This window comes from Bordetella sp. 02P26C-1 (genome assembly GCF_009763255.1).
GTDB lineage: Bacteria > Pseudomonadota > Gammaproteobacteria > Burkholderiales > Burkholderiaceae_B > Bordetella_A.
This window is the reverse complement of sequence record NZ_WSJB01000028.1, coordinates 30,855-54,592: the sequence shown is the minus strand read 5'-3', so window position 1 is coordinate 54,592 and position 23,738 is coordinate 30,855. Positions and strand designations below refer to the sequence as shown.

24 protein-coding genes and 1 tRNA gene are annotated in these 23,738 nt (G+C 60.4%); 20 read left to right on the top strand and 5 right to left on the bottom strand.

From position 1 onward, the window contains the following. Positions 1 to 233: 233 nt before the first annotated feature. The 9 genes from GOQ28_RS16065 (at position 234) to GOQ28_RS16025 (ending at position 10,276) form a co-directional block, all read left to right on the top strand. Positions 234 to 2,213, top strand: a complete 1,980-nt coding sequence (locus GOQ28_RS16065; protein WP_160357173.1) for a type IV pilus assembly protein FimV — start codon at positions 234 to 236, stop codon at positions 2,211 to 2,213. Between the two features lie 5 nt (positions 2,214 to 2,218). Next, positions 2,219 to 3,025 (top strand): tRNA pseudouridine(38-40) synthase TruA, encoded by an 807-nt coding sequence (gene truA / locus GOQ28_RS16060; RefSeq protein ID WP_160357172.1) that lies wholly within the window; start codon positions 2,219 to 2,221, stop codon positions 3,023 to 3,025. Positions 3,026 to 3,246: 221 nt separating this feature from the next. Further along, positions 3,247 to 4,341 (top strand): TRAP transporter substrate-binding protein, encoded by a 1,095-nt coding sequence (locus GOQ28_RS16055; protein WP_160357171.1) that lies wholly within the window; start codon positions 3,247 to 3,249, stop codon positions 4,339 to 4,341. Positions 4,342 to 4,552: 211 nt separating this feature from the next. Further along, a complete protein-coding gene (locus tag GOQ28_RS16050) occupies positions 4,553 to 5,179 on the top strand; it encodes a TRAP transporter small permease subunit (protein WP_160357170.1) in 627 nt (208 codons plus the stop codon). A 2-nt stretch (positions 5,180 to 5,181) separates the two neighbouring features. Further along, the gene (locus tag GOQ28_RS16045; RefSeq protein WP_160357169.1) at positions 5,182 to 6,846 is read left to right on the top strand and encodes a TRAP transporter large permease; all 1,665 of its coding nucleotides are present in this window, start codon (positions 5,182 to 5,184) and stop codon (positions 6,844 to 6,846) included. A 33-nt stretch (positions 6,847 to 6,879) separates the two neighbouring features. Next, positions 6,880 to 7,530 (top strand): phosphoribosylanthranilate isomerase, encoded by a 651-nt coding sequence (locus GOQ28_RS16040; RefSeq protein WP_160357168.1) that lies wholly within the window; start codon positions 6,880 to 6,882, stop codon positions 7,528 to 7,530. A gap of 216 nt (positions 7,531 to 7,746) precedes the next feature. Beyond that, positions 7,747 to 8,712: a glycosyltransferase family 9 protein gene (locus tag GOQ28_RS16035; protein WP_160357167.1), complete on the top strand. Its 966-nt coding sequence runs from the start codon at positions 7,747 to 7,749 to the stop codon at positions 8,710 to 8,712. 139 nt (positions 8,713 to 8,851) lie between these two features. Further along, positions 8,852 to 10,069, top strand: a complete 1,218-nt coding sequence (locus GOQ28_RS16030) for an O-antigen ligase family protein (RefSeq protein ID WP_160357216.1) — start codon at positions 8,852 to 8,854, stop codon at positions 10,067 to 10,069. Between the two features lie 130 nt (positions 10,070 to 10,199). Continuing rightward, a tRNA-Val gene (locus GOQ28_RS16025) sits at positions 10,200 to 10,276 on the top strand. A 92-nt stretch (positions 10,277 to 10,368) separates the two neighbouring features. Here GOQ28_RS16025 and GOQ28_RS16020 read toward each other — a convergent pair. The 4 genes from GOQ28_RS16020 to GOQ28_RS16005 form a co-directional block, all read right to left on the bottom strand. After that, positions 10,369 to 10,584 (bottom strand): hypothetical protein, encoded by a 216-nt coding sequence (locus GOQ28_RS16020; RefSeq protein ID WP_160357166.1) that lies wholly within the window; start codon positions 10,582 to 10,584, stop codon positions 10,369 to 10,371. An 83-nt stretch (positions 10,585 to 10,667) separates the two neighbouring features. Beyond that, entirely contained in the window at positions 10,668 to 10,883 is a 216-nt protein-coding gene (locus GOQ28_RS16015) for a hypothetical protein (protein WP_160357165.1), read from the bottom strand. A gap of 120 nt (positions 10,884 to 11,003) precedes the next feature. Then, a complete protein-coding gene (locus GOQ28_RS16010; protein ID WP_160349695.1) occupies positions 11,004 to 11,420 on the bottom strand; it encodes a hypothetical protein in 417 nt (138 codons plus the stop codon). Positions 11,421 to 11,425: 5 nt separating this feature from the next. Then, the gene (locus GOQ28_RS16005) at positions 11,426 to 12,157 is read right to left on the bottom strand and encodes a response regulator transcription factor (protein ID WP_160349694.1); all 732 of its coding nucleotides are present in this window, start codon (positions 12,155 to 12,157) and stop codon (positions 11,426 to 11,428) included. Positions 12,158 to 12,535: 378 nt separating this feature from the next. Between GOQ28_RS16005 and thrS the strand changes: the two genes are divergently transcribed. From thrS to ehuA, 11 genes are all read left to right on the top strand, one after another. Beyond that, positions 12,536 to 14,488, top strand: a complete 1,953-nt coding sequence (thrS, locus tag GOQ28_RS16000; protein WP_160349693.1) for a threonine--tRNA ligase — start codon at positions 12,536 to 12,538, stop codon at positions 14,486 to 14,488. A 20-nt stretch (positions 14,489 to 14,508) separates the two neighbouring features. Next, positions 14,509 to 15,054 carry a translation initiation factor IF-3 gene (gene infC / locus GOQ28_RS15995; RefSeq protein WP_160349741.1) on the top strand — a complete coding sequence of 182 codons (546 nt, stop codon included), beginning with the start codon at positions 14,509 to 14,511 and terminating at the stop codon, positions 15,052 to 15,054. Positions 15,055 to 15,197: 143 nt separating this feature from the next. After that, entirely contained in the window at positions 15,198 to 16,157 is a 960-nt protein-coding gene (gene gshB, locus GOQ28_RS15990; RefSeq protein ID WP_160357164.1) for a glutathione synthase, read from the top strand. Positions 16,158 to 16,165: 8 nt separating this feature from the next. Next, positions 16,166 to 16,564 carry a PTS sugar transporter subunit IIA gene (locus GOQ28_RS15985; protein ID WP_160349691.1) on the top strand — a complete coding sequence of 133 codons (399 nt, stop codon included), beginning with the start codon at positions 16,166 to 16,168 and terminating at the stop codon, positions 16,562 to 16,564. Positions 16,565 to 16,569: 5 nt separating this feature from the next. After that, on the top strand, positions 16,570 to 16,839 hold the full coding sequence (locus GOQ28_RS15980) for an HPr family phosphocarrier protein (RefSeq protein ID WP_160349690.1): 270 nt from the start codon (positions 16,570 to 16,572) through the stop codon (positions 16,837 to 16,839). Positions 16,840 to 16,900: 61 nt separating this feature from the next. Continuing rightward, entirely contained in the window at positions 16,901 to 18,604 is a 1,704-nt protein-coding gene (gene ptsP / locus GOQ28_RS15975) for a phosphoenolpyruvate--protein phosphotransferase (RefSeq protein ID WP_160349740.1), read from the top strand. Positions 18,605 to 18,670: 66 nt separating this feature from the next. Further along, positions 18,671 to 19,831 (top strand): ABC transporter substrate-binding protein, encoded by a 1,161-nt coding sequence (locus GOQ28_RS15970; protein ID WP_160357163.1) that lies wholly within the window; start codon positions 18,671 to 18,673, stop codon positions 19,829 to 19,831. Positions 19,832 to 20,018: 187 nt separating this feature from the next. Then, a complete protein-coding gene (gene ehuB / locus GOQ28_RS15965; RefSeq protein WP_160349688.1) occupies positions 20,019 to 20,957 on the top strand; it encodes an ectoine/hydroxyectoine ABC transporter substrate-binding protein EhuB in 939 nt (312 codons plus the stop codon). Positions 20,958 to 20,972: 15 nt separating this feature from the next. Beyond that, positions 20,973 to 21,614, top strand: a complete 642-nt coding sequence (ehuC, locus tag GOQ28_RS15960) for an ectoine/hydroxyectoine ABC transporter permease subunit EhuC (RefSeq protein ID WP_160357162.1) — start codon at positions 20,973 to 20,975, stop codon at positions 21,612 to 21,614. Next, positions 21,611 to 22,282 carry an ectoine/hydroxyectoine ABC transporter permease subunit EhuD gene (gene ehuD / locus GOQ28_RS15955; protein ID WP_160349686.1) on the top strand — a complete coding sequence of 224 codons (672 nt, stop codon included), beginning with the start codon at positions 21,611 to 21,613 and terminating at the stop codon, positions 22,280 to 22,282. Before ehuC ends, ehuD begins: the two co-directional genes overlap by 4 nt. Beyond that, on the top strand, positions 22,279 to 23,049 hold the full coding sequence (gene ehuA / locus GOQ28_RS15950) for an ectoine/hydroxyectoine ABC transporter ATP-binding protein EhuA (protein ID WP_160357161.1): 771 nt from the start codon (positions 22,279 to 22,281) through the stop codon (positions 23,047 to 23,049). The genes ehuD and ehuA overlap by 4 nt, the downstream gene beginning before the upstream one ends. On the opposite strand, the gene GOQ28_RS15945 is transcribed toward ehuA, so the two are convergent. Beyond that, complete coding sequence (locus GOQ28_RS15945; RefSeq protein ID WP_160357215.1) at positions 23,050 to 23,682, bottom strand: dUTPase; 633 nt, start codon at positions 23,680 to 23,682, stop codon at positions 23,050 to 23,052. Between the last annotated feature and the right edge of the window lie 56 nt (positions 23,683 to 23,738).

Genomic DNA, 23,738 nt, shown 5'->3' with positions numbered 1-23,738 from the left:
TCCCGCAGCAATGTCATAGCGAAAAGCGCCGGCAGCGATGCCGGCGTTTTTTTATCGCTGGTGTTACTGCTTATTCGTCGAGATCAGCGGCAGGCTCGTCACGCAGGCCATCGGTTATTCGGCTGCTTCTCCCGTTTGCGAGACTGCGCGGGCGGCATCAATTTGTGAATCGGAGTCGATCCATTACACTTTCGCCCAGCATAGGCCGGTATTTGAATCCGCAGGACTTCCTCATGAATTCGCCTTCTCGTCGCTATTCGCATCCCTACCGCATCCGCGCCGCATACTGGGCCGTCGCGCTGGCGCTAGGTTCATTCAGCGGATCGCTGGCGCAGGCCGCAACGGTTGGACACGCGCGCGTGGTGTCTGCGCCCGGCGCGCCGCTGCAGGTGGTGGTCCCGCTTGCCGATCTGACACCTGAAGAACAGGCCTCTTTGCAGATAAGTGTGCCGCCGGCCACCGCCTGGCAGCGCGCCGGCGTCGTGCCGCCCGTGCCGGTCGACAGCTTGCGGGTGCGTGTTCTGCCCGGCGCGCAAGCGAACCGCAAAACGGTGCGCCTGGAGTCGACGCAACCCATTGCGACCTCGACGGTAGAGGTCTTGCTTGACTTGCGCTCGCAATCCGGCAGTCGTCAGGTTCAAGTGACGATACTCGTTCCCCAACGCGCTAGCGCGACGCCCGTGCAATCGGCGCGGGTGGGCGATGTGGACCCTGCTCGCGGCGCGGCCGTGACCACTACCGTGCGAGCCGGCGACAACTTATTCCGCATTGCGCGGCGTTACGAGGTTCCCGACGCCAACATTATTCAGATGCTGGTGGCCATCTGGCGTGCGAATCCCGAGGTGTTCATTCAGAACAACATGAATCTGTTGCGTACCGGGGAGCGCTTGACGATTCCCGATGCCGCCACGATACGCGCCGTGGACCCGGCGCAGGCGCAACGCATTTATCTGCAGCATCTCGAAGAATTCGCGCAGTATCGGGGGCGGGCCGGGGCTCAGGTCGCCAGCGCCGCTGCCGTGGGCAATGCGGGCAGTGCAGATGCCGGGCAAGTCAGCGCCACCCCGGCCGTCGAGCACAAGGCCGCGCCGGTCGCACAAGACCGCCTGAAACTGAGCGCCTCCAATCCGACGCAGGCGCAAGAAGATGTACGCACCTCCGGTCAGCATGCGTTGCAGGATGCACGGCTGCGAGTGGAGACCCTGGAAGGGAATGTGCAGGCATTGAACGAAGCGGCAAAGGCGCAGGCGCTGCGTGAGAACGGTGGCGTTTCGCCGACAACTGTGCCTGGGCAAAGCTCGATAGGCGGTTCGTCTGCTGGGGCCGAGGGCCAGGTTGCGACAACCGGTGTGCCGTCGCAAGGCGCAGATCCGAACAATGTAGCGGGGCAGGGTGGCGCAGCGGGTGCTGGGCAGGCCGGCGTAGCTGCCGGGTCAGGAACGGTCGGCGGTAGTGCAGCGGGCTCTGACGCAGCGAGGACAAACGCAGGAGGCTCCAACGCACAGGGCGCAGAAGCGGCCTCCAGCGCCTCGGGCTCAGCTGCGGCAGGATCGCTCGCAGCAGGCGGCTCTACGGTAACGGGATCATCGGAGGCGGGCTCAGCAGTGCCGGGATCACCGGCGACAGATTCGTCAAGTGTGGGTTCATCAGCAGCCGGATCGCCAATGGCTGGATCGTCCGCGGCAGGAGCACCCGCGACCGGTTCTGGCGCAGCCGGATCAGCAGCGGGATCAAGCGGGACAGGCGGTGGATCATCGGCCGGCTCCAATGCGGCGAATTCGACTCCCGGAGGCGTTGGCACGCCTGGATCGTATGGCGCGCCAGGCACTACGTCGCCTGCTGGCGCGGCATCCGCCTCTTCGGGCGATGGCCTCGCTCTCCCCGGCGGACCGAGTCGAGCGACTACCGAAGCGGAGGCCCAGGACCTTGCCGCCGCTGCGGGTGGCGCAGCGTCCCAAAGCAATGCCTCGACAGGGAATTGGCTGGTGGACAACCTTCTCGCCATCGTTACCGCAGCGCTCGCCCTGATCGTTCTCATCATCGCTTGGATGATGCGCCGTGCGGGTGCGCGCCGCGCGGATGAAAACGAGGACGCCGCCTATGGCGAGCAGGTCGTCGACACGGCCATGCTCACGCGCAAGCTCGAAGGCATTGACCTGAACCTCGACACGCCACCCTCCGACGAAACGCCACCACGCAATCCGCGTCCCTGACCGATATGCCGCGCATCGCATTAGGAGTGGCGTACGACGGTTCGCCGTGGCAAGGTTGGCAGACGCAGCCACACCGGCAAACCGTGCAAGATACGCTCGAGGCCGCGCTCGGCCGTTTCGCGGGCATCGATGGCGTTGTGCCGACCCTATGCGCCGGGCGCACGGACACGGGTGTGCACGCCGCGATGCAGGTCGTGCATCTCGATACGTCCTTATCGCGACGCGCCGAGTCCTGGGTGCGTGGCGTCAACGCATTTTTGCCTCCCAGCATAGCCGTGCAGTGGGCCCAACCCGTCGACGAGGCGTTTCACGCTCGATTCTCTGCGCGCTCGCGCACCTATGTTTATCTGCTATGGCGTGGGCGAGTACGACCACCGCTCTGGGCTGGCCGCGCCGGCTGGTGTTTCCAGCCGCTCGATGTCGCGGCGATGCGGCAAGCCGCATCGACCTTGCTGGGTGAACATGATTTCTCGAGTTTTCGCTCGTCGCAGTGCCAGGCCACCAGCCCGGTTCGGACGCTGCATCAGCTGGATATCGAAGAACGCGGCCCCTTTCTCGTCTTCACATTACGCGCCAACGCATTTCTGCACCACATGGTTCGCAACTTGATGGGCGCGTTGCTGCAAATCGGTCAGGGACGCGAGCCGGTAACCTGGTTGACGACATTATTGGCCGCGCGCGACCGGCGATTGGCAGCTCCCACCTTTTCGCCAGACGGCCTTTATCTATCCGCGATCGAATACCCGCCGGAGTTTGGCTTGGCTGACACGGATGGCGGAAAACACTTGCTGTCACCCTTCACCTCTGCTTAGGGTAATCAGCAGGAGGGCAAGCGCGTGCGCTCGCTATATGATTGCCAACGCCCACGCGGCGAGGCCCTTTTTTGTAGAGCCTCGCAGCCTGAACCGATCATTTCGGCTCAGGTGATCGCGGAAGAAAAATATGTCGGCTCTTACGCGAGCTGTCACCCAACGCCGCCGTTTCACACGAACGGCGCGCGTTCGCAGCGTTGTCTAATCAGGAGACTCCCTTCATGCAACGTCGTTCGTTCCTCAAAAAGGCTACGGTAGGTGCCGCGGCAGGTGGTGCGGCTCTGGCTGCTCCCGCGCTGGCGCAGGATGCCCCCACACTCAACTGGCGCCTGGCGTCCAGCTTTCCTCGCAGTGCCGACGCGATTTACAGTGGCGGCGAAAATCTCGCCAAATACGTCTCGGAAGCGACGGACGGAAAATTCAATATCCGTGTGTTCCCCGCGGGTGAAATCGTGCCCGCGCTGCAGGTGCTCGACGCCGTTCAGAACAACACGATCGAATGCGGCCACACGGCTTCGTATTACTACTTCGGTAAAGACCCCGCGCTGTGCTTTGATGGCGCCGTGCCCTTCGGTCTGAACACGCGCCAGATGAACGCCTGGATGCGTCATGGCAATGGCTTGACGCTCACGCGCGAACTCTTTCAGAAGTACAACATCGTCAACTTTCCCTGCGGCTATACCGGCACGCAGATGGGCGGCTGGTTCCGCAACGAGATCAAGACGCTCGACGATCTGCGTGGCCTGAAATTCCGCGCCAGCGCCTTTGCCGGCGCTGTGCTGTCGGGCCTGGGCGTTGTCCCGCAACAAATCGCCGGTGGTGACATCTATCCGTCACTGGAGAAGGGCACGATCGATGCCGCCGAATGGATCGGCCCTTACGACGACGAGAAGCTAGGCTTTCATAAAGTCGCGAAGTACTACTACTTCCCGGGCTGGTGGGAAGGCACACTGCAAGTCTCGCTCTACGTGAACCAGGGCGTCTATAACAGCCTGCCGAAGCACTATCAGGCCGTCTTGGCGCAAGCCTCCGCTGCCGCCACCGCGGACATGATTGCCACTTACGACGCCGAGAACCCCGCAGCGCTGCGCCGGCTGGTGTCGCAGGGCGCTCAACTCAAGGCGTTTCCGAGGGCCGTCATGGATGCGTGCTACCAGGAAGCGCTCAAGGTCTACGATGCATTCTCGGCCAAGGACCCCAATTTCAAGAAAATCTACGACGATATGGTCGCATTCCGCGACAACGAAATCCCGTGGTTCCGCGTGGCCGAAGGTAGTTTCGACGGGTTTATGGGGACGATTGTGCGGGGCAAATAAATCGCCCTCCAGACAGGCGGTCGGGGACAGATCAGCGGGACGTTATAAAATCTAACGCTTTCCGCTCGTTTTCGTACCGCCAAAAGCCGGGGCGACAAGGGGGCGGCGCACGTCTGGGACGATTGGCCGGTTACCCCCGGTGACGCCTGCGTGCCCGTGCGTTCAGCCATACCCGGCTGTGCGCTCCTTCTTTCTACCTCAATACTTCATCATGAAAGCATTACTCGCTTTATCGCGCGCTATCGATGCGCTGAATGTGCGGGTTGGCAAAGCCGTGACTTGGGTCACCCTGCTGGTCGTGTTGGTGAGCGCTGGCAACGCAGTGGTCCGTAAGGTGTTTGGCGTCAGTTCCAATGCCTGGCTGGAATTGCAGTGGTACATGTTCGGTGCCATGTTCCTGCTGACCGCTGGCTACACCCTCCTGCAAAACGAACACGTGCGGGTGGACATTCTGTCCTCCCAATTACCCAAGCGTACGCAGATTTATATCGAAATCTTCGGCCTGCTGTTTTTCCTGATGCCGATGGCGATCGTCATCATGTATCTGTCGTGGCCGATGTTCATGGATTCGTACATCACGAACGAACAGTCGTCGAACTCCGGCGGCTTGGTGCGTTGGCCGGTCAAGCTGATGATTCCCATCGGTTTCGGGTTGCTGGTACTCGCGGGGATCTCGCGTCTGATCAAGTGCATCGCCTATCTGCGCGGTCAAGGACCTGACCCTCTGGCCAGGACAGACGCCAAGACCGCCGAAGAGCTCCTGGCCGAAGAAATCGCCCGTGAAGCCCAAGAGCGTGAAGCCGCGCTCCTGCAACAACAACAGAACAAGGGCGCCTGATCATGGAGTTCTTTATCGCAAACATGGCGCCGATCATGTTCGGCACCCTGATCGTGTTCTTGCTACTGGGTTTTCCAGTGGCTTTTGCGCTGGCCGCTAACGGGATCCTGTACGGCCTGATCGGCATGGAGTTGGGTCTGTTCAGCGCTTCGCTGTTCCAGGCCTTGCCGCAGCGGGTGTTCGGTATTGTCTCCAACGACACCCTGTTGGCTGTCCCGTTCTTTACCTTGATGGGACTGGTACTTGAGCGATCCGGCATGGCGGAGGACCTGCTGGAGACGATTGGGCAGGTTTTTGGTCCTCTGCGTGGGGGGCTGGCAATTGCCGTCGTGCTGGTCGGCGCAATGCTTGCCGCCACCACGGGTGTCGTATCCGCCTCCGTGATTTCAATGGGCCTGATTTCGCTGCCCATTATGCTGCGCTACGGTTATGACAGGCGTCTGGCCACGGGCGTGATCGCGGCGTCAGGCACGCTGTCGCAAATCGTTCCTCCTTCGCTGGTGCTGATCATTTTGGCCGACCAGCTTGGGCGTTCCATCGGCGATATGTATCGTGGCGCCATGGTGCCGGGCTTTTTGCTGGCGGGTTCGTACATCCTCTACATCGTGCTGCTGTCGATCATCAAGCCGTCCAGCGCGCCCGCATTGCCCGAGGAAGCACGCGCTTTCCGCGAGCCCAATGGATCGCGCGGTGGCCGATCGCTGCTGGTGTTGATGTTGATCTCCGCGGCTTCTGCCTATTTCCTGACGCTTTGGTTGGAGAAAGACACCGCCCCGGTGGACGAGAAAGTGGTGGTGAGCCTGCTGCTGTGGGGATTGACCGCTTTTGTCATCGCCATCGTTAACAAGGTCTTCAATCTGAAGATGTTGTCAGCGCTGGCCGAGCGCGTCACGTTTGTGATGATCCCGCCGCTGTTCCTGATTTTCCTCGTCCTGGGGACGATCTTCATCGGTGTGGCCACGCCTACAGAAGGCGGGGCAATGGGTGCCGTGGGTGCCATCATCATGGCGCTTATCCGCCGGCGCCTCACCCTGGATCTGATGCGTCAGGCAATGGATACCACGACCAAGCTGTCCTGCTTTGTGGTGTTTATCCTTGTTGGCTCAACGGTGTTCGGCCTGACCTTCCGCGGTGTCAACGGGGACCTGTGGGTCGAGCACTTGTTGATCGACCTGCCGGGCGGGCAGTGGGGGTTCTTGATCGTGGTGAGTCTGCTGACCTTCGTGTTGGCGTTCTTCCTCGATTTCTTCGAGCTGGCCTTCATTATCGTACCGCTGTTGGGGCCGGTCGCTGATAAGCTGGGGATCGACCTGATCTGGTTCGGCGTCCTGCTGGCGGTGAATATGCAGACCTCGTTCATGCACCCGCCGTTCGGTTTCGCGCTGTTCTTCTTGAGATCCGTGGCACCGAAGGAAGCCTATATCGACAAAGTCACTGGTCATCGCATTGAACCTGTCACCACAGGCCAGATCTACTGGGGCTCGGTACCCTTTATCGTGATTCAGTTGGCCATGGTGGCAGCGGTGATGGTGTTCCCGGGTATGGTCATGCACTATAAGGCCGGGCAGTCGACCGTTGACCCCGACACGGTGAAGATCGAGATCGAGTCGACTTACGGCAGCAATCCGTATGGCGACGACAGCGATCCCAGTGCGGTGTTTAAGTAACCCGCTGGGCATTTGAGGAACGAACACAGCATCATGCGTACTCGCGTCAAAATCTGCGGTCTGACCCGCGAATCGGATATTGCCTCCGCCGTGCAGGCGGGGGCGGACGCGATTGGCTTTGTGTTCTATCCGGGCAGTAAGCGTTACGTGGACCCTGCACGGGCTGCCGAACTGCGGCGGCTCGTGCCGGCCTTCGTCGACGTCGTGGCGCTGTTTGTCAATCCGCAGCCGCAAGAGGTCGAAGCCGTGTTGCAGCAGGTCCAGCCGGACTTACTGCAGTTCCATGGCGACGAATCCCTGCAGGACTGCAGCCGTTACGGTGTGCGTTTTATGCGGGCTTTCCGGGCAGGTGCGCCGGGAATGGATACCGCGCAGACGCTCGCCTCGGCATGCCGCGAATATGCAGCTGCCGCCGCGTGGCTGTTTGATAGCTACAGCAAGGGCTACGGGGGGAGCGGACAAGCCTTTGACCATGGCTTGCTTCGCGACGTGCGCAGCGACGTGCAGGCCCGGCCCATTGTGTTGTCAGGCGGGCTGCACGCCGAAAATGTGGGCGCGGCCATTCGCGCCATTCGACCCTGGGCCGTGGACGTGAGCAGCGGCGTAGAGGATGCCCCGGGCATCAAGTCGGAGTCCAAGATCCGTGCATTGATGCACGCTGTTCGGACTGCCGACTGCGTGTAAAGCAGCGCGGTCTTCGACCGCGCTGCTTGGCCTGCTGGCCGCCGTGCAGACGCTTTTTCCCATTTCTGTCGAGATGCTCTGCGCATGGCATCGGTGCCAAGATCTGTAAGTCAGACGACTTGAAGTGGCATAAATGTCACACATCGCCGTGCCGCGTCGGCTTCGTTGTCTATACTCGAACCCTTTTGGCCGCTGTGGCCCGACAGAGAGTGACCTATGGCCACACCGGCCCGTGGCATGCCCACATATGCCTTGGATCAGCATGAGCAGCAGTTGAGGGAAGCACAGTCGGTCGCCGTGCTGATGGCGCCGCGCTTGGGCGACACCTTGCTCATGATGAATATGGCGCAGAACTTGGCGCGCAATTCCCGCCGGGTGACGGTCTTTGGCGACTACGCGTATATGCTTCGCGCTTGGTTTCCCAAGCTGGACGTACGCCCCTCGCTTTCAGAGGCAGAAGCCGGCAAGGTGCTCGCCGATTTCGATTGCGCGGCACAGATGCATGTGGGCTGGCCGTATGCTTTGCACGACCATGCGCGGCATTACTTTTACTACGATGCACACGTAGTGATTACCGGCAAAGGTTTCATCAAGCTCAACCAGATTCGTGACTATTGCCACGATGCACTGGGTTTGCCCGAGGTAGGTTTGGATAATGGCCTGGTGCCGCTTGCTGGCCTGCGGCACCGCCATCATGTCCGCCGCGTCGCCATCCATCCCACCTCGACAGGATCGCAACGCTGCTGGGCTCCCGAACACTTTATTCAGTTGGCACAGCAGTTAGTGGCGATGGGGTATGAGCCCATGTTCATTCTGGCACCGCATGAGCGCGCTGAATGGCGCTGTCTTGAAGCGCTGGGGCTCGGTATCTGCCAATCGGAATCGCTATCGGATGTCGCCGCGGCCTTGCACGAATCGGGATGGTTTATTGGGAACGAGTCCGGCGTAGGCCATCTCGCCTCGAACGTTGGGATACCGACGCTGACATTAACGGGAAGGCCCACTCGCACCCGCGCCTGGCGGCCCGGATGGTCGCCATCACGAATTGTCTACCCGGCGTATATTCCCGGCGGGCGCTTGCGCGATCGACTCTGGCGCACATGGCTAAGGCCGGCTCAGGTCATGCGGGCGTTCAGACGGCTGGTAAAGCAGTACGAAGGTCAGCCTGCGATTTCGCGCTAGGCTTTTTTTAACCGGATTCAGTCAGGTTGTTTAGATAAAAATGGTTGTTGCAAGTCATCCGGCGGGTCTCGCACCGAGCGCCAGCCTGCCGCGTCGTTCTTCCGCAGTCATCACAATATTGGCGCTTCTGGTGCCCGCGATGGCGCTCATCAGCGATATTGGTGGGCCTATCGCGCTTTATCTTGGCGCGTTGCTAAGTGTGATGTTGATCATTGCTAACATCAGACAAGGCTGGGTGCCTGGTGACTGGCGATCGCTGGGACCAGTTGCGCTCGCACTTGCCGCTCCGTTTGCCGCCATGTTGCTAGCCAACGCCATCAACGGCAGCTGGAGCAATTCAGAATTCGAAAAATTACTGCGGTTCGCCCTCGCGATTCCGATCCTCTGGGTGTTGCTACGCGTTCCCAAACCTTGGCTGGAGCACGTGCAGTGGGGTTTCTTGATCAGCGCATTCGCAGGATCGGCGATGCTGGTGGTGATTCTGTGTTCGCCCGACCTGGGCCGGGGGGCCGTATCGGAGTTTGGCGGGCGGTATAACGCCGTGGCCTTTGCCGATCTGACTTTGTTCTTTGGTTTTGCCTGCTTGTTGGCCATTCCGGTGAAACTGTCACGCTGGCCCCGGTGCGAAACCTCTATCAAGGTGTTGGCTTGTATCTTTTCCGTCGTTGCGATGTGGGTGTCTGAAACGCGTAGCAGCTGGGGCCTTTTTGTCGTGCTGATTGTGGTGCTGTTGCTGGCCAAGCGCGAGTGGACGTGGCGGACAAAGACGCTATTCGCGGTCGGGGCCGTGTTGTGTCTAGCCATCGCGACGGCGCTTGTGTGGCGTTCCGAAAGCAGCCGTTTCCGCGAGATCGTCACGGATGTACAACGTTATGCGGAACGAGATCGCGATACCTCGGTAGGCATACGCATGCAGCTTTGGACGGCGGCGGGGATGATGTTCAAAGATCATCCTATCGCGGGTGTGGGCGTCGCGAATTTCCGCCAGGAGCTGGCTGAACTGAAGTCGCAGGGTGTCGTCACCGACGTGGTCGCGCGCGAGTTTGGCGAACCTCATAACGACTTTATCGGTGCCGCGGCGGGGTATGGCTTGCTCGGTTTGCTTAGCATTCTGGCGCTTTACTTCGTGCCCGCTGCGGTGTTCTTGCGGCGCGCGGCTGATCGGGATCAAAGGATTCATACCTGGGCGACGATAGGGCTGTTGTTCACCCTGGGATATGCGCAGTTCAGTCTCACCGAGATGATGTTCCGCAATATGCGTAGCGTGCCTATCTATGCGGTGACGACGGTGATACTGCTTGCCCTGACGGCGCGACCCACGCCTGCACTTAAGTCGGAGGTGAAGCAGGGCGGATGACGGGCGGTGCGTTATGCCGGCTGAAAGGAAAAAAGGGCCCTCGCAAATTTTTTTGCAGGCTACTTGCACAAGCCAAAAAACTCGTGCATAATCTCGTTTCTTCGCAAGGCAAACGTCTTCGAAAGACAATAGGCGGTTAGCTCAGATGGTTAGAGCGCTACGTTGACATCGTAGAGGTCGTTGGTTCGATTCCAATACCGCCTACCAGAATTCAGGCAGTTCAGTGCCTCAGGTACTGAAACAAAGGCCGCTAACTTACCGAGTTAGTGGCCTTTTTTGTGTTCAAAAAGCTTCTTGGACTATTCGCTCAGTTGGATAAGTTCGAGCGAGTTAGGATCGATCCCGCCCTCGTTGAGTATCGCGTCGATGTCGTGGCCGGAGCCTTGCTGCGGGGTAGGCAAAGATTTCTTGTGCGCTAGCTGATTTTTGGCGTCGGAAAGGTTGGTGATTGCGCCGGGCATCAGTGCTTCACCCTCGCCGCCGTGCAGCATACGATACTTGATCAGGGTCTTCATCTTGCCTCCTTGTATGCGGGGTATCCGCATATACACCGTAACACAGTGTGGCTGGGGAGGCGCGCGTACTAGATGGGGGAGGCTCACGCCTCCTGGCTATTCACCAGACTGAGTACGGCATCCGCATGTCCGTACTGCGCCGCGCTGTTTTGCTGCATGTATTGGCGCAGTTGGGATGCCGTGGAGGCGGGCGCCTTCACCTGCGAAGCCGCGGTGAGAGCTGCGGCAATTTCGGCTTGCGTCGCAGTCGCACACAGCAGGGTGTCCGATTGATCGTTTTCAGTTTGACTGACAGGCATGACAACACTCCTTCAGATTTCACTGGCACGGACGGTAGCCGCCCTACGTATTCAGTATACGGGAAAAATCATTTTGTAAGTGAATGCGATTCCGAGGGTGCGCACGGGGTGTGCCCCACGCTAGTGCCCCCGGTACGGTGCCATCAAGCTCTGGAGTTTCGATTCCAGCTCTCGCAGGACCGATTCGACGCGCGCGTAGGCGGCCAGCACTGCTGAGTCATCGACAGAGACCGCACTTGTGGAGACAGTGCGTGTGCCTCCAGAGCTGAGGGTCGAGGGTCGCTGCGATACCTGTTGTGCCAGTTTGATGAGCCGGGTGAGCTCGTCGAAATGGCGCAAGGCAGTTTCGTCGCCTCCCAAAAAACTGGCGGTACCTTTCGCGCGGTGAACCGCCTGCAGGGCAGCGTCATGATCCTGCATCGAGCGGGCTCGTGCCAGAGCCGTGATATCGGATCGTGTTTGTGCCAGCGCCTGAGTTAACAGCTGACGCCGGCTCGCATCGTCCGGGTAAAGCGGAAGCAGGGCATCAATTTGCATCAGGATCACGGGCCCGCGGGCTGGTCGAACTTCTCTTTCAGATACAAGGCCAGAGCGAGGTCGTCGGCCAAACCCAGTTTGGACATGGCGCGACGCTTGTGCGTGCTGACGGTCTTTTTGCTGCGCAACAGGCGATTCGAGATCTGGGTCACGGAAAGTCCTTGCGAAATCAGGCGCAGGACTTCGATCTCGGAGATTGTCAGCCTCGTGTCCGGATGGTGCGGCGGCGTGAGCTGCAGGACGCCATCCTTGTGGGTGATAAATCCGTCCACGTTGGGGCTGCATGCCGCGCGAATCACCTCGACCAGCGTGGGCAGTGGGGCGGATTTAGGCAGATAACCCGCCGCACCGGCTCGAAAAGCTGCATACTCCGTTTCGGCTGGCACGCCCGCCGAAAATGTGATGACCGCCACATTGGGATGGCGCCTCCGCAGACGGCGGATAAACGCCACGCCGTCCCAGGGCTGCTTGGGTAGGTAAAAATCCACCAGGGCGACGTCGCAGGGGTGATGGGTGAGCTTTTGCAGTAGCGTGTCCGCACTGGTCTCGGTATGGATGATGTCAAAGTCCGGTTGGGCACGCAGATACGCCGCGACACCCAGCGTGATCACGGGATGATCATCCAGGATGGCAATGCGTACACGATGACTGGTGCCTGACAGCAACAGGTAACGCCGCTCCACATACTTGGGACGGGCGGCGGGCTCGGATAGGCTTGGGGTCGGTATCGTAGACATAGCCCTTGAGTGGACGTAGAGGGAGAAATGTTCCATTACGACCTTATCCAAAGTGACGCGGGCTAGGTTGCGCGGCCCCGGAAAACGCGGATAAATAGGACTCACCCGTAGGCCAGTTGGCGGCGCGCCAGGGTGCAGCGCCGGTGATACAATAGTTTTTTCAAGGCCCGCCTCTTATCGTTTAGGCGGCGGTGTCTGCAACAGGTGGCTAGCGAAATGATTAACGACTCGGCACGAACTACGACCGGAAACCTCCGCCTCTCGTCGCGTTAGTGTTTTCCAGCGTCGGGTTCTCGTCAGTGGTACGACAGCCCCCAAAAGTAACTAGACAAACGCGGCCGACAGCCGCGTTTGTTGTTTCTTCCCCAGGATAATTCGATGGTACAGATCACATTGCCCGATGGTTCGCAGCGTCAGTTCCCGGCCCCGGTGACGGTCGCCGAGGTTGCGCAGTCCATCGGCACCGGGCTGGCCAAAGCCGCGCTGGGCGGCCGGGTCACGCTGTCCGACGGTGAGCCCCGACTGGTAGACACCAGTTTCCGCATTGGCGAAGACGCCAAGCTGGCCATTGTCACGGCAAAGGACCCCGACGGTCTGGATCTGATCCGCCACTCGACGGCGCACTTGCTGGCTTATGCGGTTAAATCGCTGTTTCCCGATGCTCAGGTGACCATTGGTCCGGTCATCGACAACGGCTTCTATTACGATTTTTCGTATAAGCGTCCCTTTACGCCCGAAGATCTGGCCGCCATCGAGAAAAAGATGGTCGAGCTTGCGCGTAAGGACGAAGTGGTGACACGCGAGGAGTGGACGCGTGACGACGCCGTGGCCTATTTCAAGAGCATTGGCGAGGACTACAAGGCGGAGATCATCGCGTCGATCCCGTCCAATGAAACGCTGAGTCTCTATCGCGAAGGCGACTTCGTCGACCTTTGTCGCGGCCCTCACGTGCCTTCGACCGGCAAGCTGAAAGTCTTCAAGCTGATGAAAGTCGCTGGCGCTTACTGGCGCGGCGACAGCAACAACGAGATGCTTCAACGCATCTACGGCACGGCCTGGGCCACGAAAGAAGAGCAGGAAGCCTATCTGCACATGCTCGAGGAAGCCGAGCGCCGCGATCACCGCAAGATCGGTCGCGAACTCGATCTTTTCCATTTCCAGGACGAGGCGCCGGGGCTGATTTTCTGGCATCCCAAGGGCTGGACCCTCTGGCAGCAGGTCGAGCAATACATGCGCGCCGTGTACCGCGACAATGGTTACCAGGAAGTCAAAGCACCGCAGATTCTGGATCTGTCTCTATGGAAAAAGACCGGCCACTGGGATAACTATCGTGAAAACATGTTCACGACGGAATCCGAGAACCGCGTCTACGGGCTTAAGCCGATGAATTGCCCGGGCCACGTGCAGATCTTCAATGCCGGTCTGCACTCGTACCGCGAACTGCCGCTGCGTTATGGCGAATTCGGTCAGTGCCACCGTAACGAACCCTCGGGTTCGCTGCACGGCATGATGCGTGTGCGCGGCTTTACGCAGGATGACGGCCACATTTTCTGTACCGAGGATCAGTTGCAAGACGAATGCGCTGACTTCACGGCGCTGTTGCAGAAGGTCTATCGCGACTTCGGGTTCAACGAGGTGCTGTACAAGGTCGCCACCCGCCCGGAAAAACGCATCGGCTCGGACGAAATATGGGACAAGGCCGAAAATGCGCTGATGGAAAGTCTGCGCCGTACCGGCTGCGAGTTTGAGATTTCCCCGGGAGAAGGGGCGTTTTATGGTCCCAAAATCGAATACACGCTGAAGGACGCGATCGGTCGTCACTGGCAGTGTGGCACCATTCAAGTGGATTTCTCGATGCCGGTGCGTCTGGGCGCCGAATACGTCGATGCGCAGGATCAGCGCCGTGCGCCGGTCATGTTGCACCGTGCGATTCTCGGTTCGCTGGAACGTTTTATCGGTATGCTGATCGAAAACCATGCGGGTGCCATGCCGCCTTGGTTGGCGCCGGTGCAGGCCGTTGTGTGTTGTATTTCCGAGCCTTCCGCCGATTATGCGGCTGAAATCGCGCAAAACCTTAAAAAACAAGGCTTTAGGGTCCAGTCTGATTTGCGTGGTGAGAAAATCACCCGTAAAATCCGCGAGCACAGCCTGCAAAAGGTGCCGTACATCCTTGTCGTGGGCGACAAGGAAAAGCAGAATGGCACTGTTGCGGTGCGCGGTTTGGGCGGCCTGGACCTCGGCGTGATTCCGCTTGAGGCCTTTACGGCTCGCCTGGCCGAGGACGTCGCCGCTCGACGCAATGTCGTCAAAACCGATAGCAGTGCTGCTTAAATCTTTTAGGAGTTGTCAACATCGCCACTGAAAAAGCCAATCGCATCAACGGTGAAATCCGTGTTCCCGAGGTGCGTCTAATAGGTCTGGACGGAGAACAGCTGGGTATCGTAAAGCTGGCCGAAGCGTTCCGTCTTTCCGAACAAGCTGACGTGGATCTGGTGGAAATCGCGCCCAATGCGGATCCCCCGGTCTGCCGTCTGATGGACTACGGCAAGTTCAAGTACGCCGAACAAAAGCGGCAAGCCGAGGCTCGCGCCAAGCAAAAGGTCATCCAGGTCAAGGAAGTCAAATTCCGCCCGGCGACCGACGAAGGCGACTACCAGGTCAAGCTGCGCAACCTGCGCCGCTTCCTGGAAGAAGGCGACAAGGCCAAGGTGACGCTGCGGTTTCGCGGCCGGGAAATGGCTCACCAGGAGCTCGGCATGCGCGTGCTCGAACGCGTGCGCGACGATCTGACCGAGTTGGCGCAGGTCGAAGCCATGCCCAAGCTCGAAGGCCGTCAGATGGTCATGGTGCTTGCTCCGCGTAAAAAGGCGCCGGGCAAGGGCGAGGCGGCCAGCTAAGGCTTGCGAACGGAGTCGGCTGCGGTTTGCGGCTGGCTCCGTTGTCACGAAAAGGTCACATTTCCGCCCGGCGAGGCGGGTCACCACGTTACGATGGCGGTTTGGCGCCTGGATCGGTATCCACGCGCGACCGGGATATCACTATGCATGTCTTATTCGTTATTGACCCCTTGCCGCGGCTGAAGGCCTACAAGGACAGTTCCGTAGCCATGATGCGCGCGTTGGTCGCGCGCGGCCACACACTGAGCGTCGCCCTGCAGGGTGACCTCTTTATCGACGGTGGCGTGGTCTATGCTGCCAGCACGCCCATCGAGTTGGTCGATGGTGCCGATCTGCATGGGCACGATTGGTGGCGTGACGCCGGCGATATGCGTGATGTGCGTCTTGCCGACTACGACGCCGTTGTCATGCGCAAGGATCCGCCTTTCGACATGGAGTACGTGTATTCCACGCATATGCTGGAATATGCCCAGGCGCAGGGCGCGAAGGTCTTCAACGATCCGGCTGCCATTCGCAATCATCCCGAAAAGCTGGCCATCACGGAATTCACCGATGTGGCGGCGCCTACGCTGGTGACGCGCGATATGGCGCGTCTACGCGCGTTTCATGCCAAGCATCAGGATGTGATCGTCAAGCCGTTGGACGGCATGGGCGGCACTGGTATTTTCCGCCTGCAAGCGCAAGAACCGAATCTGGGTGCGATCTTGGAAACGCTGACCGATAACGGGCAGCGGACCATCATGGCGCAACGCTACATCCCCGAGATCGTCGAGGGCGACAAGCGCATTTTGCTTATCGGCGGCGAACCCGTGCCCTACGCATTGGCTCGGATTCCGCTCGCAGGCGAAACGCGGGGGAACCTCGCCGCGGGTGGCCGTGGTGTCGCTCAGCCCCTCTCTGCCCGTGATGCCGAGATCGCCAAACGCGTCGCGTCTACCCTGGCGGCACGAGGACTGCTGCTGGTGGGCCTCGATGTGATCGGTGAGTATGTCACCGAGGTCAATGTGACCAGCCCCACCTGTTTCGTGGAAATCACCGAACAGACCGGCTTCGATGTGGCCGATATGTTTGCCGCGGCGCTCGAGCGCGCGGTAGCGGCATAGAGGCCGGCATGACTGGGATCGTCATTGTGGTGCATGCGCCGTTGGGCGAGGCCATGCGCGAATTCGCCATCCATGTGCTGGGAGAATCGGGCAACCTGATGGCGGTGCACGATGTGCAGCCGGACGACATGCCCGAGGACATCGCGCCCGCCGTGTTACGCGACATTCGCGAGGCGGATCGCGGACAGGGCGTATTGGTGCTGACGGATCTCGTGGGCGCGACGCCCGCAAATATCGCCAAGCGCGCCGTCGACGACGCCCAGGCGCTCGGCACGGAATGCTGCGTGGTTGCTGGACTGAATACATCGATGTTGTTACGCGCCCTGACTTCACGCGATCAGGGCCTCGCGCAGGCGCGAGCCAAGGCTTTGGCGGGCGGCGTGCAAGGTTGTTTACAGGTAGACTGATCATTATGCCGATCTGCGACATAATTATTTCCAACAAACTCGGCCTGCATGCACGCGCTGCGGCCAAGCTGACGCAGCTGGCAGGAAAATTCCGCAGCGAAATCTTCATCGCGCGCGGCGCCCAGCGCGTGAATGCGAAAAGTATCATGGGCGTCATGATGTTGGCGGCTGGCAAGGGCGTGACCGTCCGCGTGGAAGCCACGGGCGACGACGCCGAGCAGGCGTTGATCGATATTCAGAACCTGTTCGACAGCAAATTCGGTGAGCACGAATAACTCGCGACCGGCAGCTCCTACCCAGACTGCATCGACTGCGGCCACCACCACCGTGGTGGCGTTGCATGGGAAAGGCGTTGCCCGCGGGTATGCGATTGGCCGTGCTGTCGTCATGGGCGCGGCTTCGCTAGAGGTCGAGCATTACCGTATCGGCCCGGAAGACATCACCTCGGAATGCGACCGCCTGATGCAGGCGCTCACCGTGGCCCGAACCGAGCTGCAGCAGTTAGCCGACAGTCTGCCCGAAGACGCGCCGCGCGAATTGGGTGCGATGCTCAATGTGCATTGTCTGCTATTGGGCGACCCGTTGTTGGCCGAGCAGACCCAGGCGCTTATCCAGGAACGCAACTACAACGCGGAATGGGCATTGGCGGCCCAGGGGCAGATCCTGGGCGAGCAGTTCGAGGCCATGGAAGACGAGTATCTGCGCGAGCGTGGCGCCGATGTGCGTCAGGTTATCGAGCGGGTGTTGCGTGTGCTGTCCGGGCGGCCGGCCGCGCTGGTGGATCCGGCGAACTTAAACGGCAGTGATCCGCTGATCGTGGTCGCGCACGATATTTCACCGGCGGACATGGTGCGGCTGCGTGGCGGGCGTTTTGCCGCGTTTGTCACCGATCTGGGTGGTCCGACTTCGCACACGGCGATCGTGGCGCGCAGTATGGGCGTGCCCGCCGTCGTGGCGTTGGGCAATGTCCGCGACCTGGTGCGCGATGGCGATACCCTGGTGGTAGACGGGGCATCCGGCGTCGTGATGGTGAACCCGGCCGCGTCGATTTTGCAGGAATTTCGGGACCGGCAAGTCGCCTACGCGGCCGAACGCGCCGCGCTGGCGCTGTTGCGCGATGAGCCGGCCATCACGCTCGATGGCATCACCATCGTGTTGAATGCCAATATCGAGCTGCCCGACGAGGCCGAAGGGGCGTTGGCCGCCGGCGCCGACGGCATTGGGTTATTCCGCAGCGAGTTTCTGTTCATGGGCCGCCGCTCCTTGCCCGACGAGGAAGAGCAATACCAGGCGTATGCGAACGTGGTGCGCACCATGGCCGGGCGGCCGGTGACGATACGTACGCTGGATATCGGCGCGGACAAGACGCTGGATGACGAGGCCACCGTGGCCACGAACCCGGCGCTGGGGCTGCGTGCCATTCGGTATTGCCTTGCGCATCCGGAGATGTTTGCGACGCAGCTGCGCGCGATCCTGCGGGCATCCGCCCATGGTCATGTTCGCATATTGCTGCCGATGGTGGCGCACATGCAGGAAGTGCGGGCCGCCCTGGCGGCGATCGATGCCGCGCGCCGCGAGCTGGACGCACGCGGGCAGGCTTATGCACCGCGAGTCGAGGTGGGCGCCATGGTCGAAGTGCCGGCCACCGCCATCGCGATCGAGCCGTTTGCCGAGGCGCTGGATTTTCTGTCCATCGGGACGAACGATCTGATTCAGTACACCTTGGCGGTTGATCGTGGCGATCATGATGTGGCGAGCCTGTACGATCCGCTGCACCCAGCCGTATTGCGGCTCGTGGCCAATACCATCAACGTAGGCGCCCGTCTGGGCAAGCCCGTTGCCGTATGCGGCGAGATGGCGGGCGATGCGCGGCTGACCCGACTGCTGCTGGGCCTGGGGCTGACCGAGTTTTCGATGCATTCGCAGCAGATTCTCGATGTGAAGCGCGAAATTCTGCGCGCTCACAGTTATGATCTGCGTGTCAAAGTCGCCACGCCCTTGAATCGGGCGCTACGGGTCGATTTGGATCGTCTGGAATAGCAGGCGTCTGCGGCATGCGTGCTCTCCGCAGATCCCACCCAGCTTCTTTTTCTGCAGGACTTACTCATGCCTAAACGTTTGTCACGTCTGGCCGTGCTGGCCGCCACTCTCGCGTCGTTGCTATCTTTGTCGGCCCAGGCCGAGGTGGTGATTGGCGTCGATATCTCGTCCACCGGTCCCGCAGCGGCCATTGGCATCCAAACCAATAATGCGGTGCGTCTGTGGCCGGCCACCCTGGGTGGTGAGCCCGCGCGTTATGTGGTGTTGGACGATGGCTCGGACGTCAGCCGCGCCGTGCGCAATTTCCGCAAGCTGACCTCCGAGGATAAGGTGGACGCGATCGTCGGCCCGAACCTGACCGCTTCCGCGCTCGCGGGTCTGGACGTGCTGGCCGAAACCGGAACGCCTATGGTGGCGCTGGCCGCATCGTCGGTCATTGTGGAGCCGGTTGACGACCCCAAGCGCCGCTGGGCCTTCAAGATGCCGCAGAACGATTCGTTGATGGCGTCTGCGCTGGTCGACGATATGCGGCGTAAAGGCATCAAGGACGTCGCCTTTATCGGCTTTGCCGATTCGTATGGCGATAGCTGGTGGGCGGAGTTCACGAAGGCTGCCGGCAACGATATCAAAGTCGTGGCGCAGGAGCGTTTTCAGCGTACCGATGCGTCGGTCATGGGGCAGGTGCTCAAAGCCATGGCCGCCAAACCGGACGCTATCCTGATCGCCGGATCGGGGACCCCGGCGGCCTTGCCGCAAAAGACGCTGCTCGAGCGTGGCTACAAGGGCCCGATCTATCAAACCCACGGTATCGGCACGCTCGAATTCCTGCAGGTGGGCGGCAAGGATGTGAATGGCACGCTGTTCCCCACGGGCCCCGGCGTGGTGGCACGCGAGCTGCCCGATAGCAACCCTGTCAAGGCCGTGGCGGTCGGTTTCGCGGACAAGTACGAGGCGCAATACGGCGCCAATACCTTGACTCAGTTCGCAGGCGATGCGTATGGCGCCTGGATGCTGTTGGATTCGGCAGTTGGCCGTGCGCTGAAAACCGGGGCCAAGCCTGGTACGCCAGAATTCCGTGCAGCGTTGCGCGACGCGCTGGAAGACACGCGCGATCTGGTGGTGCCCAATGGCGTATTAAATATCAGCAAGACGGACCATCAAGGGTTCGACGAGCGTGCACGCGTGATGGGCGTCATCCGCGATGGGCGCTTCTCTTATGCTGATTAAGCGCTAATCGGCTGGTCATCCGTCCGAAATTCGTCTCTCTGACGACGCGGACGGGTCTTTTTAAGAACGGCAGTGATGTAATCACTGCCGTTTTTTGTCGCCAAGTGATTTGTGTTGAAATAATTAATTGACGTACCATTTCGTGTGAATCCGTTCTATCCATAACTATCTGATTGGGAGCTTTGGCATGACACACCTTCTAAAGACGACAAAATGGGCCGCGCTGGCGCTGAGTCTTGGATTGATGGCGGCATGCTCAGATTCCGAGCCAGACACGTCCGCCCAGAAGTCCAATGTCGGCGGCGGTGCATCCGCCGCGCAGAGCACGCTTGAAGCCGCCAAGGCCGCGGGTACCATCCGCATAGGCTATGCCAACGAGGCGCCGTACGCCTATATGGACAGTAGTTCGAATCGCATCACCGGTGAGGCGGTGGAAATCGCCCGCGTCGTACTCAAGCGGATGGGGATCAATGAAGTCGAGGGTGTGTTGACGGAATTTGGCTCGCTCATTCCGGGTCTTCAGGCAAAGCGCTTCGACATCATCGCCGCCGGCATGTATGTGACGCCGGAACGGTGCAAGCAGGCGGCGTTTTCGAACCCCACGTATGGCGTCGGTGAAGCCTTCCTCGTGCCCAAGGGCAACCCCAAAAACCTGCATAGTTATGATGACCTGATTAAACAGGATGGCGCCAAGCTGGGCGTCGTGGTGGGCGCGATCCAGAGCGAATACGCGCGCAAGCTCGACATGCCGCTGGACCGCGTCGTCGTGTTCCCCGATGTGGTCAGCGCGCTCTCGGGCGTACAGGCGGGCCGGGCGGACGCTTATGGTGCCACGGCAATGACAATCAACGACCTGATGAAGAAGTCGGCCTCGGGCGATCTGGAAAAGGCGGAGCCATTTACCGACCCGGTGATCGATGGCGAGAGCGTACGAGGCTATGGCGCGTTTGCATTCCGCAAGGACGATAAAGAATTCGTGGATGCGTTCAACGCGGAATTGGCTAAGTTCATTGGTAGCGAAGAACACGCCAAAATCGTGGAGCCGTTTGGCTTTACGGAGACCGAACTACCCGGCGATATGACGGCCGCTAAGCTGTGTGGTGAAAACGCGGCGAGCGGGCAATAACGCGTGGCGCTGTCGATGGAAGGTCTGACCACGCTCCTGTCGCCGTTGATCGACGGCTTATGGATGACGCTGCGGATCACTGGGGGAGCGGCGCTCTTGGCGGTGCCCCTCGCGCTGATTGCGGGCCTGGCGCGCTTGTCGCGGCACCGTTTGATTCGCTGGGTCGCTCTAGGCTATGTCGAGGTGTTTCGCGGCACCTCGGCGCTGGTGCAGTTGTTCTGGTTTTATTACGTTCTGCCCCTATTCGGCTTGAAGCTGCCGGCGGTGACAGTGGGTATTGTCGTGCTGGCCGCGAACGCCGGGGCTTACGGCGCGGAAGTGGTGCGCGGGGCGATCCTGGCGGTTTCGGCTGGGCAGCGTGAAGCCGCCGTCGCCTTGAATATGACGGCAGGGCAGACGATGCGCCGCATCGTTCTTCCGCAGGCCTTTCCCGCGATGCTGCCTCCGACGGGGAACCTCCTGATTGAACTATTGAAGAATACGGCGCTGGTGTCGCTCATCACCATCACGGACCTGACGTTTCGCGGGCAAATGTTGCGGGCCGAGACGCTACGCACGACTGAGGTATTTCTGTTGCTGTTGGTGCTGTATTTCGCCGTGGCGCTTGTTATCACCGCGGGTATCCGCTTGCTAGAGCGGAGGTTCCGGGTCCGATGAATCCGATATTCGATTGGAAGTTTGCTTGGGAGATATTGCCCACTCTCGGGTCGGCATTGGTGATCACGATTCAGGCGACCCTGCTCGGGATGTCGCTGGCCGTGACGCTGGGACTGGTGCTGGCGATGTTGCGGCGTATGCGGTCGCGCTGGATCAGCGCACCCACCGCGTTGTTTATCGAGTTTGTGCGTAGCACGCCGTTGTTGGTGCAGATCTATTTTCTGTTTTATGTTTTGCCGCAAACCGGCGTGCAGCTGTCGCCGCTGACAACGGGCATTCTTGCGCTAGGCGTGCACTATGCGGCCTATTGCGCCGAGGTCTATCGCGCCGGGATTGAAGCGGTTCCTAGAGGGCAGTGGGAGGCGGCCACTGCTCTGAATCTGTCTCCCTGGCGCACGGCGATGGGCGTGGTGTTGCCGCAAGCGATTCCTCCGGTTGTTCCCGCGCTGGGAAACTATCTGGTGGCGATGTTCAAGGATACCCCGCTCTTGTCGGCCATCACTGTCGTGGAGCTGCTGCAGCAGAGCAAGATTATCGGATCGGCTACGTTCCGCTATACCGAGCCTCTGACCATCGTGGGCGTGTTGTTCCTGGTCTTGAGTCTGGCGGCTGCCTGGTGCGTGCGACGCCTGGAGGCGTGGTTGAAAAAATTCGGAGGGTCACGATGAGTGCGAGTATTCGCCTGACTAATCTGGTCAAGCGCTATGGCGAGATCGAAGTACTGCGTGGGATCAATCTCGATATTCCTGCCGGGCAGACCGTGTCCATCATCGGGCCCTCAGGCTCGGGGAAATCTACGTTGTTGCGTTTGCTGATGACGCTGGATCGGCCGACGGATGGCGAAATCCTGATTGATGGCGAGTCGATGTGGAAGGACGCTAAGGGGCGCGACATGGGCCCGCATTCCGCGCATGTCCGGCGGGTGCGGGGCAAGATCGGCATGGTGTTCCAACACTTCAACCTTTTCCCGCACAAGACGGCGATGGGTAATGTGATGGAGGCGCCCATCCATGTGGCGGGCCTGTCGCGCGATGAGGCCGCGCAGCGGGCGCAAGAGTATCTGCAGTTGGTGGGGCTGGGAGATAAGCTCGATGCCTATCCGGCGCAATTGTCTGGTGGGCAGAAGCAGCGCGTCGGCATTGCGCGCGCCTTGGCCATGCGGCCCGAAATCATGCTGTTTGATGAGGTGACCTCGGCGCTGGACCCGGAGTTGGTCGGCGGGATTCTGGAGATCCTGCAGGACCTCGCCTCTCAACATACGATGACGATGATCCTGGTCACCCATCAAATGGGCTTTGCCGAGCGCAGCTCGGATCGCACACTGTTTTTCGACCAAGGAAATGTGGTGGAAGACGCGCCGTCCAAGGATTTGTTCTCCAACCCCAAGGAGGCGCGTACGCAGCAGTTCCTGCAGACCGTGATCGAGGCGGCGTGATTAACGCGTGATATCGCTGTACGCCGCCTGCAGGCCCGCATGCAGGGTCTGCGCGAAATCGGGGCTGGCCGGGTCGAGCGTAGACATCAGGCGCGCGAGCACGACGTTGTCTTCCTCGCCATTCCAGATTTTGACGTAGGTGCCGGTCTTGTAGCCGTTTTCCTGGCGGAACAGGTTCAGTACGTTCTTGGAGACGTATTGCGTGAAAGCGTCCTGCCAAGTCAGCTCGCAGCGCGCCATGGTGTGCTCGAGCGTCTTATAGCTGGCGCGACCGCACACCGCGAGACCACCTATCAGCTCCAGCAGCTGCGGGATATCCAGGTCGGGCAGACGATAGGTGTGTCCATCCAGGGCGATGCCGTCCGGGGAATCCAGATCCGCGACGAGCAGATGTGTGGCGTCCTCGGCCGATCCGCGGGCCTCTACCAGCGTGTGCGACAGGTAAAAGTGCAGGATGTCGATCAGCTCCATCTGCACCTGCGGCAGGTCGATGGTTTGTTTTTTCCACCATTTCCAGCCGTGATGCTCCAGCGCCTCGGCGGATTCCACGAAGGCTGCGCGCAGGAAACGCGAGCCCGCGTTGATCCAGTCCGGGTTAATGATGCTGTTCAATTTGTCTTGCAGGGTCAGCATCGTGGCTGCCTGGTCGGCGGTAAGGCCGGCTGAGATGTCGCTCACGTGGGCTCCGT

Excerpts from the sequence above, each read along its gene's own strand:
- GOQ28_RS16050 (WP_160357170.1), top strand. The coding sequence starts at position 4,553 with ATGAAAGCATTACTCGCTTTATCGCGCGCTATCGATGCGCTGAATGTG.
- GOQ28_RS16015 (WP_160357165.1), bottom strand. The coding sequence starts at position 10,883 with ATGCCTGTCAGTCAAACTGAAAACGATCAATCGGACACCCTGCTGTGT.
- GOQ28_RS16040 (WP_160357168.1), top strand. The coding sequence starts at position 6,880 with ATGCGTACTCGCGTCAAAATCTGCGGTCTGACCCGCGAATCGGATATT.
- GOQ28_RS15970 (WP_160357163.1), top strand. The coding sequence starts at position 18,671 with ATGCCTAAACGTTTGTCACGTCTGGCCGTGCTGGCCGCCACTCTCGCG.
- GOQ28_RS15945 (WP_160357215.1), bottom strand. The coding sequence starts at position 23,682 with ATGCTGACCCTGCAAGACAAATTGAACAGCATCATTAACCCGGACTGG.
- ehuA (WP_160357161.1), top strand. The coding sequence starts at position 22,279 with ATGAGTGCGAGTATTCGCCTGACTAATCTGGTCAAGCGCTATGGCGAG.
- GOQ28_RS15985 (WP_160349691.1), top strand. The coding sequence starts at position 16,166 with ATGACTGGGATCGTCATTGTGGTGCATGCGCCGTTGGGCGAGGCCATG.
- thrS (WP_160349693.1), top strand. The coding sequence starts at position 12,536 with ATGGTACAGATCACATTGCCCGATGGTTCGCAGCGTCAGTTCCCGGCC.
- ehuC (WP_160357162.1), top strand. The coding sequence starts at position 20,973 with ATGGAAGGTCTGACCACGCTCCTGTCGCCGTTGATCGACGGCTTATGG.
- ehuD (WP_160349686.1), top strand. The coding sequence starts at position 21,611 with ATGAATCCGATATTCGATTGGAAGTTTGCTTGGGAGATATTGCCCACT.
- GOQ28_RS16055 (WP_160357171.1), top strand. The coding sequence starts at position 3,247 with ATGCAACGTCGTTCGTTCCTCAAAAAGGCTACGGTAGGTGCCGCGGCA.
- GOQ28_RS16065 (WP_160357173.1), top strand. The coding sequence starts at position 234 with ATGAATTCGCCTTCTCGTCGCTATTCGCATCCCTACCGCATCCGCGCC.
- GOQ28_RS16010 (WP_160349695.1), bottom strand. The coding sequence starts at position 11,420 with ATGCAAATTGATGCCCTGCTTCCGCTTTACCCGGACGATGCGAGCCGG.
- ehuB (WP_160349688.1), top strand. The coding sequence starts at position 20,019 with ATGACACACCTTCTAAAGACGACAAAATGGGCCGCGCTGGCGCTGAGT.
- GOQ28_RS16020 (WP_160357166.1), bottom strand. The coding sequence starts at position 10,584 with ATGAAGACCCTGATCAAGTATCGTATGCTGCACGGCGGCGAGGGTGAA.
- GOQ28_RS16035 (WP_160357167.1), top strand. The coding sequence starts at position 7,747 with ATGGCCACACCGGCCCGTGGCATGCCCACATATGCCTTGGATCAGCAT.
- GOQ28_RS16045 (WP_160357169.1), top strand. The coding sequence starts at position 5,182 with ATGGAGTTCTTTATCGCAAACATGGCGCCGATCATGTTCGGCACCCTG.
- GOQ28_RS15980 (WP_160349690.1), top strand. The coding sequence starts at position 16,570 with ATGCCGATCTGCGACATAATTATTTCCAACAAACTCGGCCTGCATGCA.
- gshB (WP_160357164.1), top strand. The coding sequence starts at position 15,198 with ATGCATGTCTTATTCGTTATTGACCCCTTGCCGCGGCTGAAGGCCTAC.
- GOQ28_RS16030 (WP_160357216.1), top strand. The coding sequence starts at position 8,852 with ATGGCGCTCATCAGCGATATTGGTGGGCCTATCGCGCTTTATCTTGGC.
- GOQ28_RS16005 (WP_160349694.1), bottom strand. The coding sequence starts at position 12,157 with ATGTCTACGATACCGACCCCAAGCCTATCCGAGCCCGCCGCCCGTCCC.
- truA (WP_160357172.1), top strand. The coding sequence starts at position 2,219 with ATGCCGCGCATCGCATTAGGAGTGGCGTACGACGGTTCGCCGTGGCAA.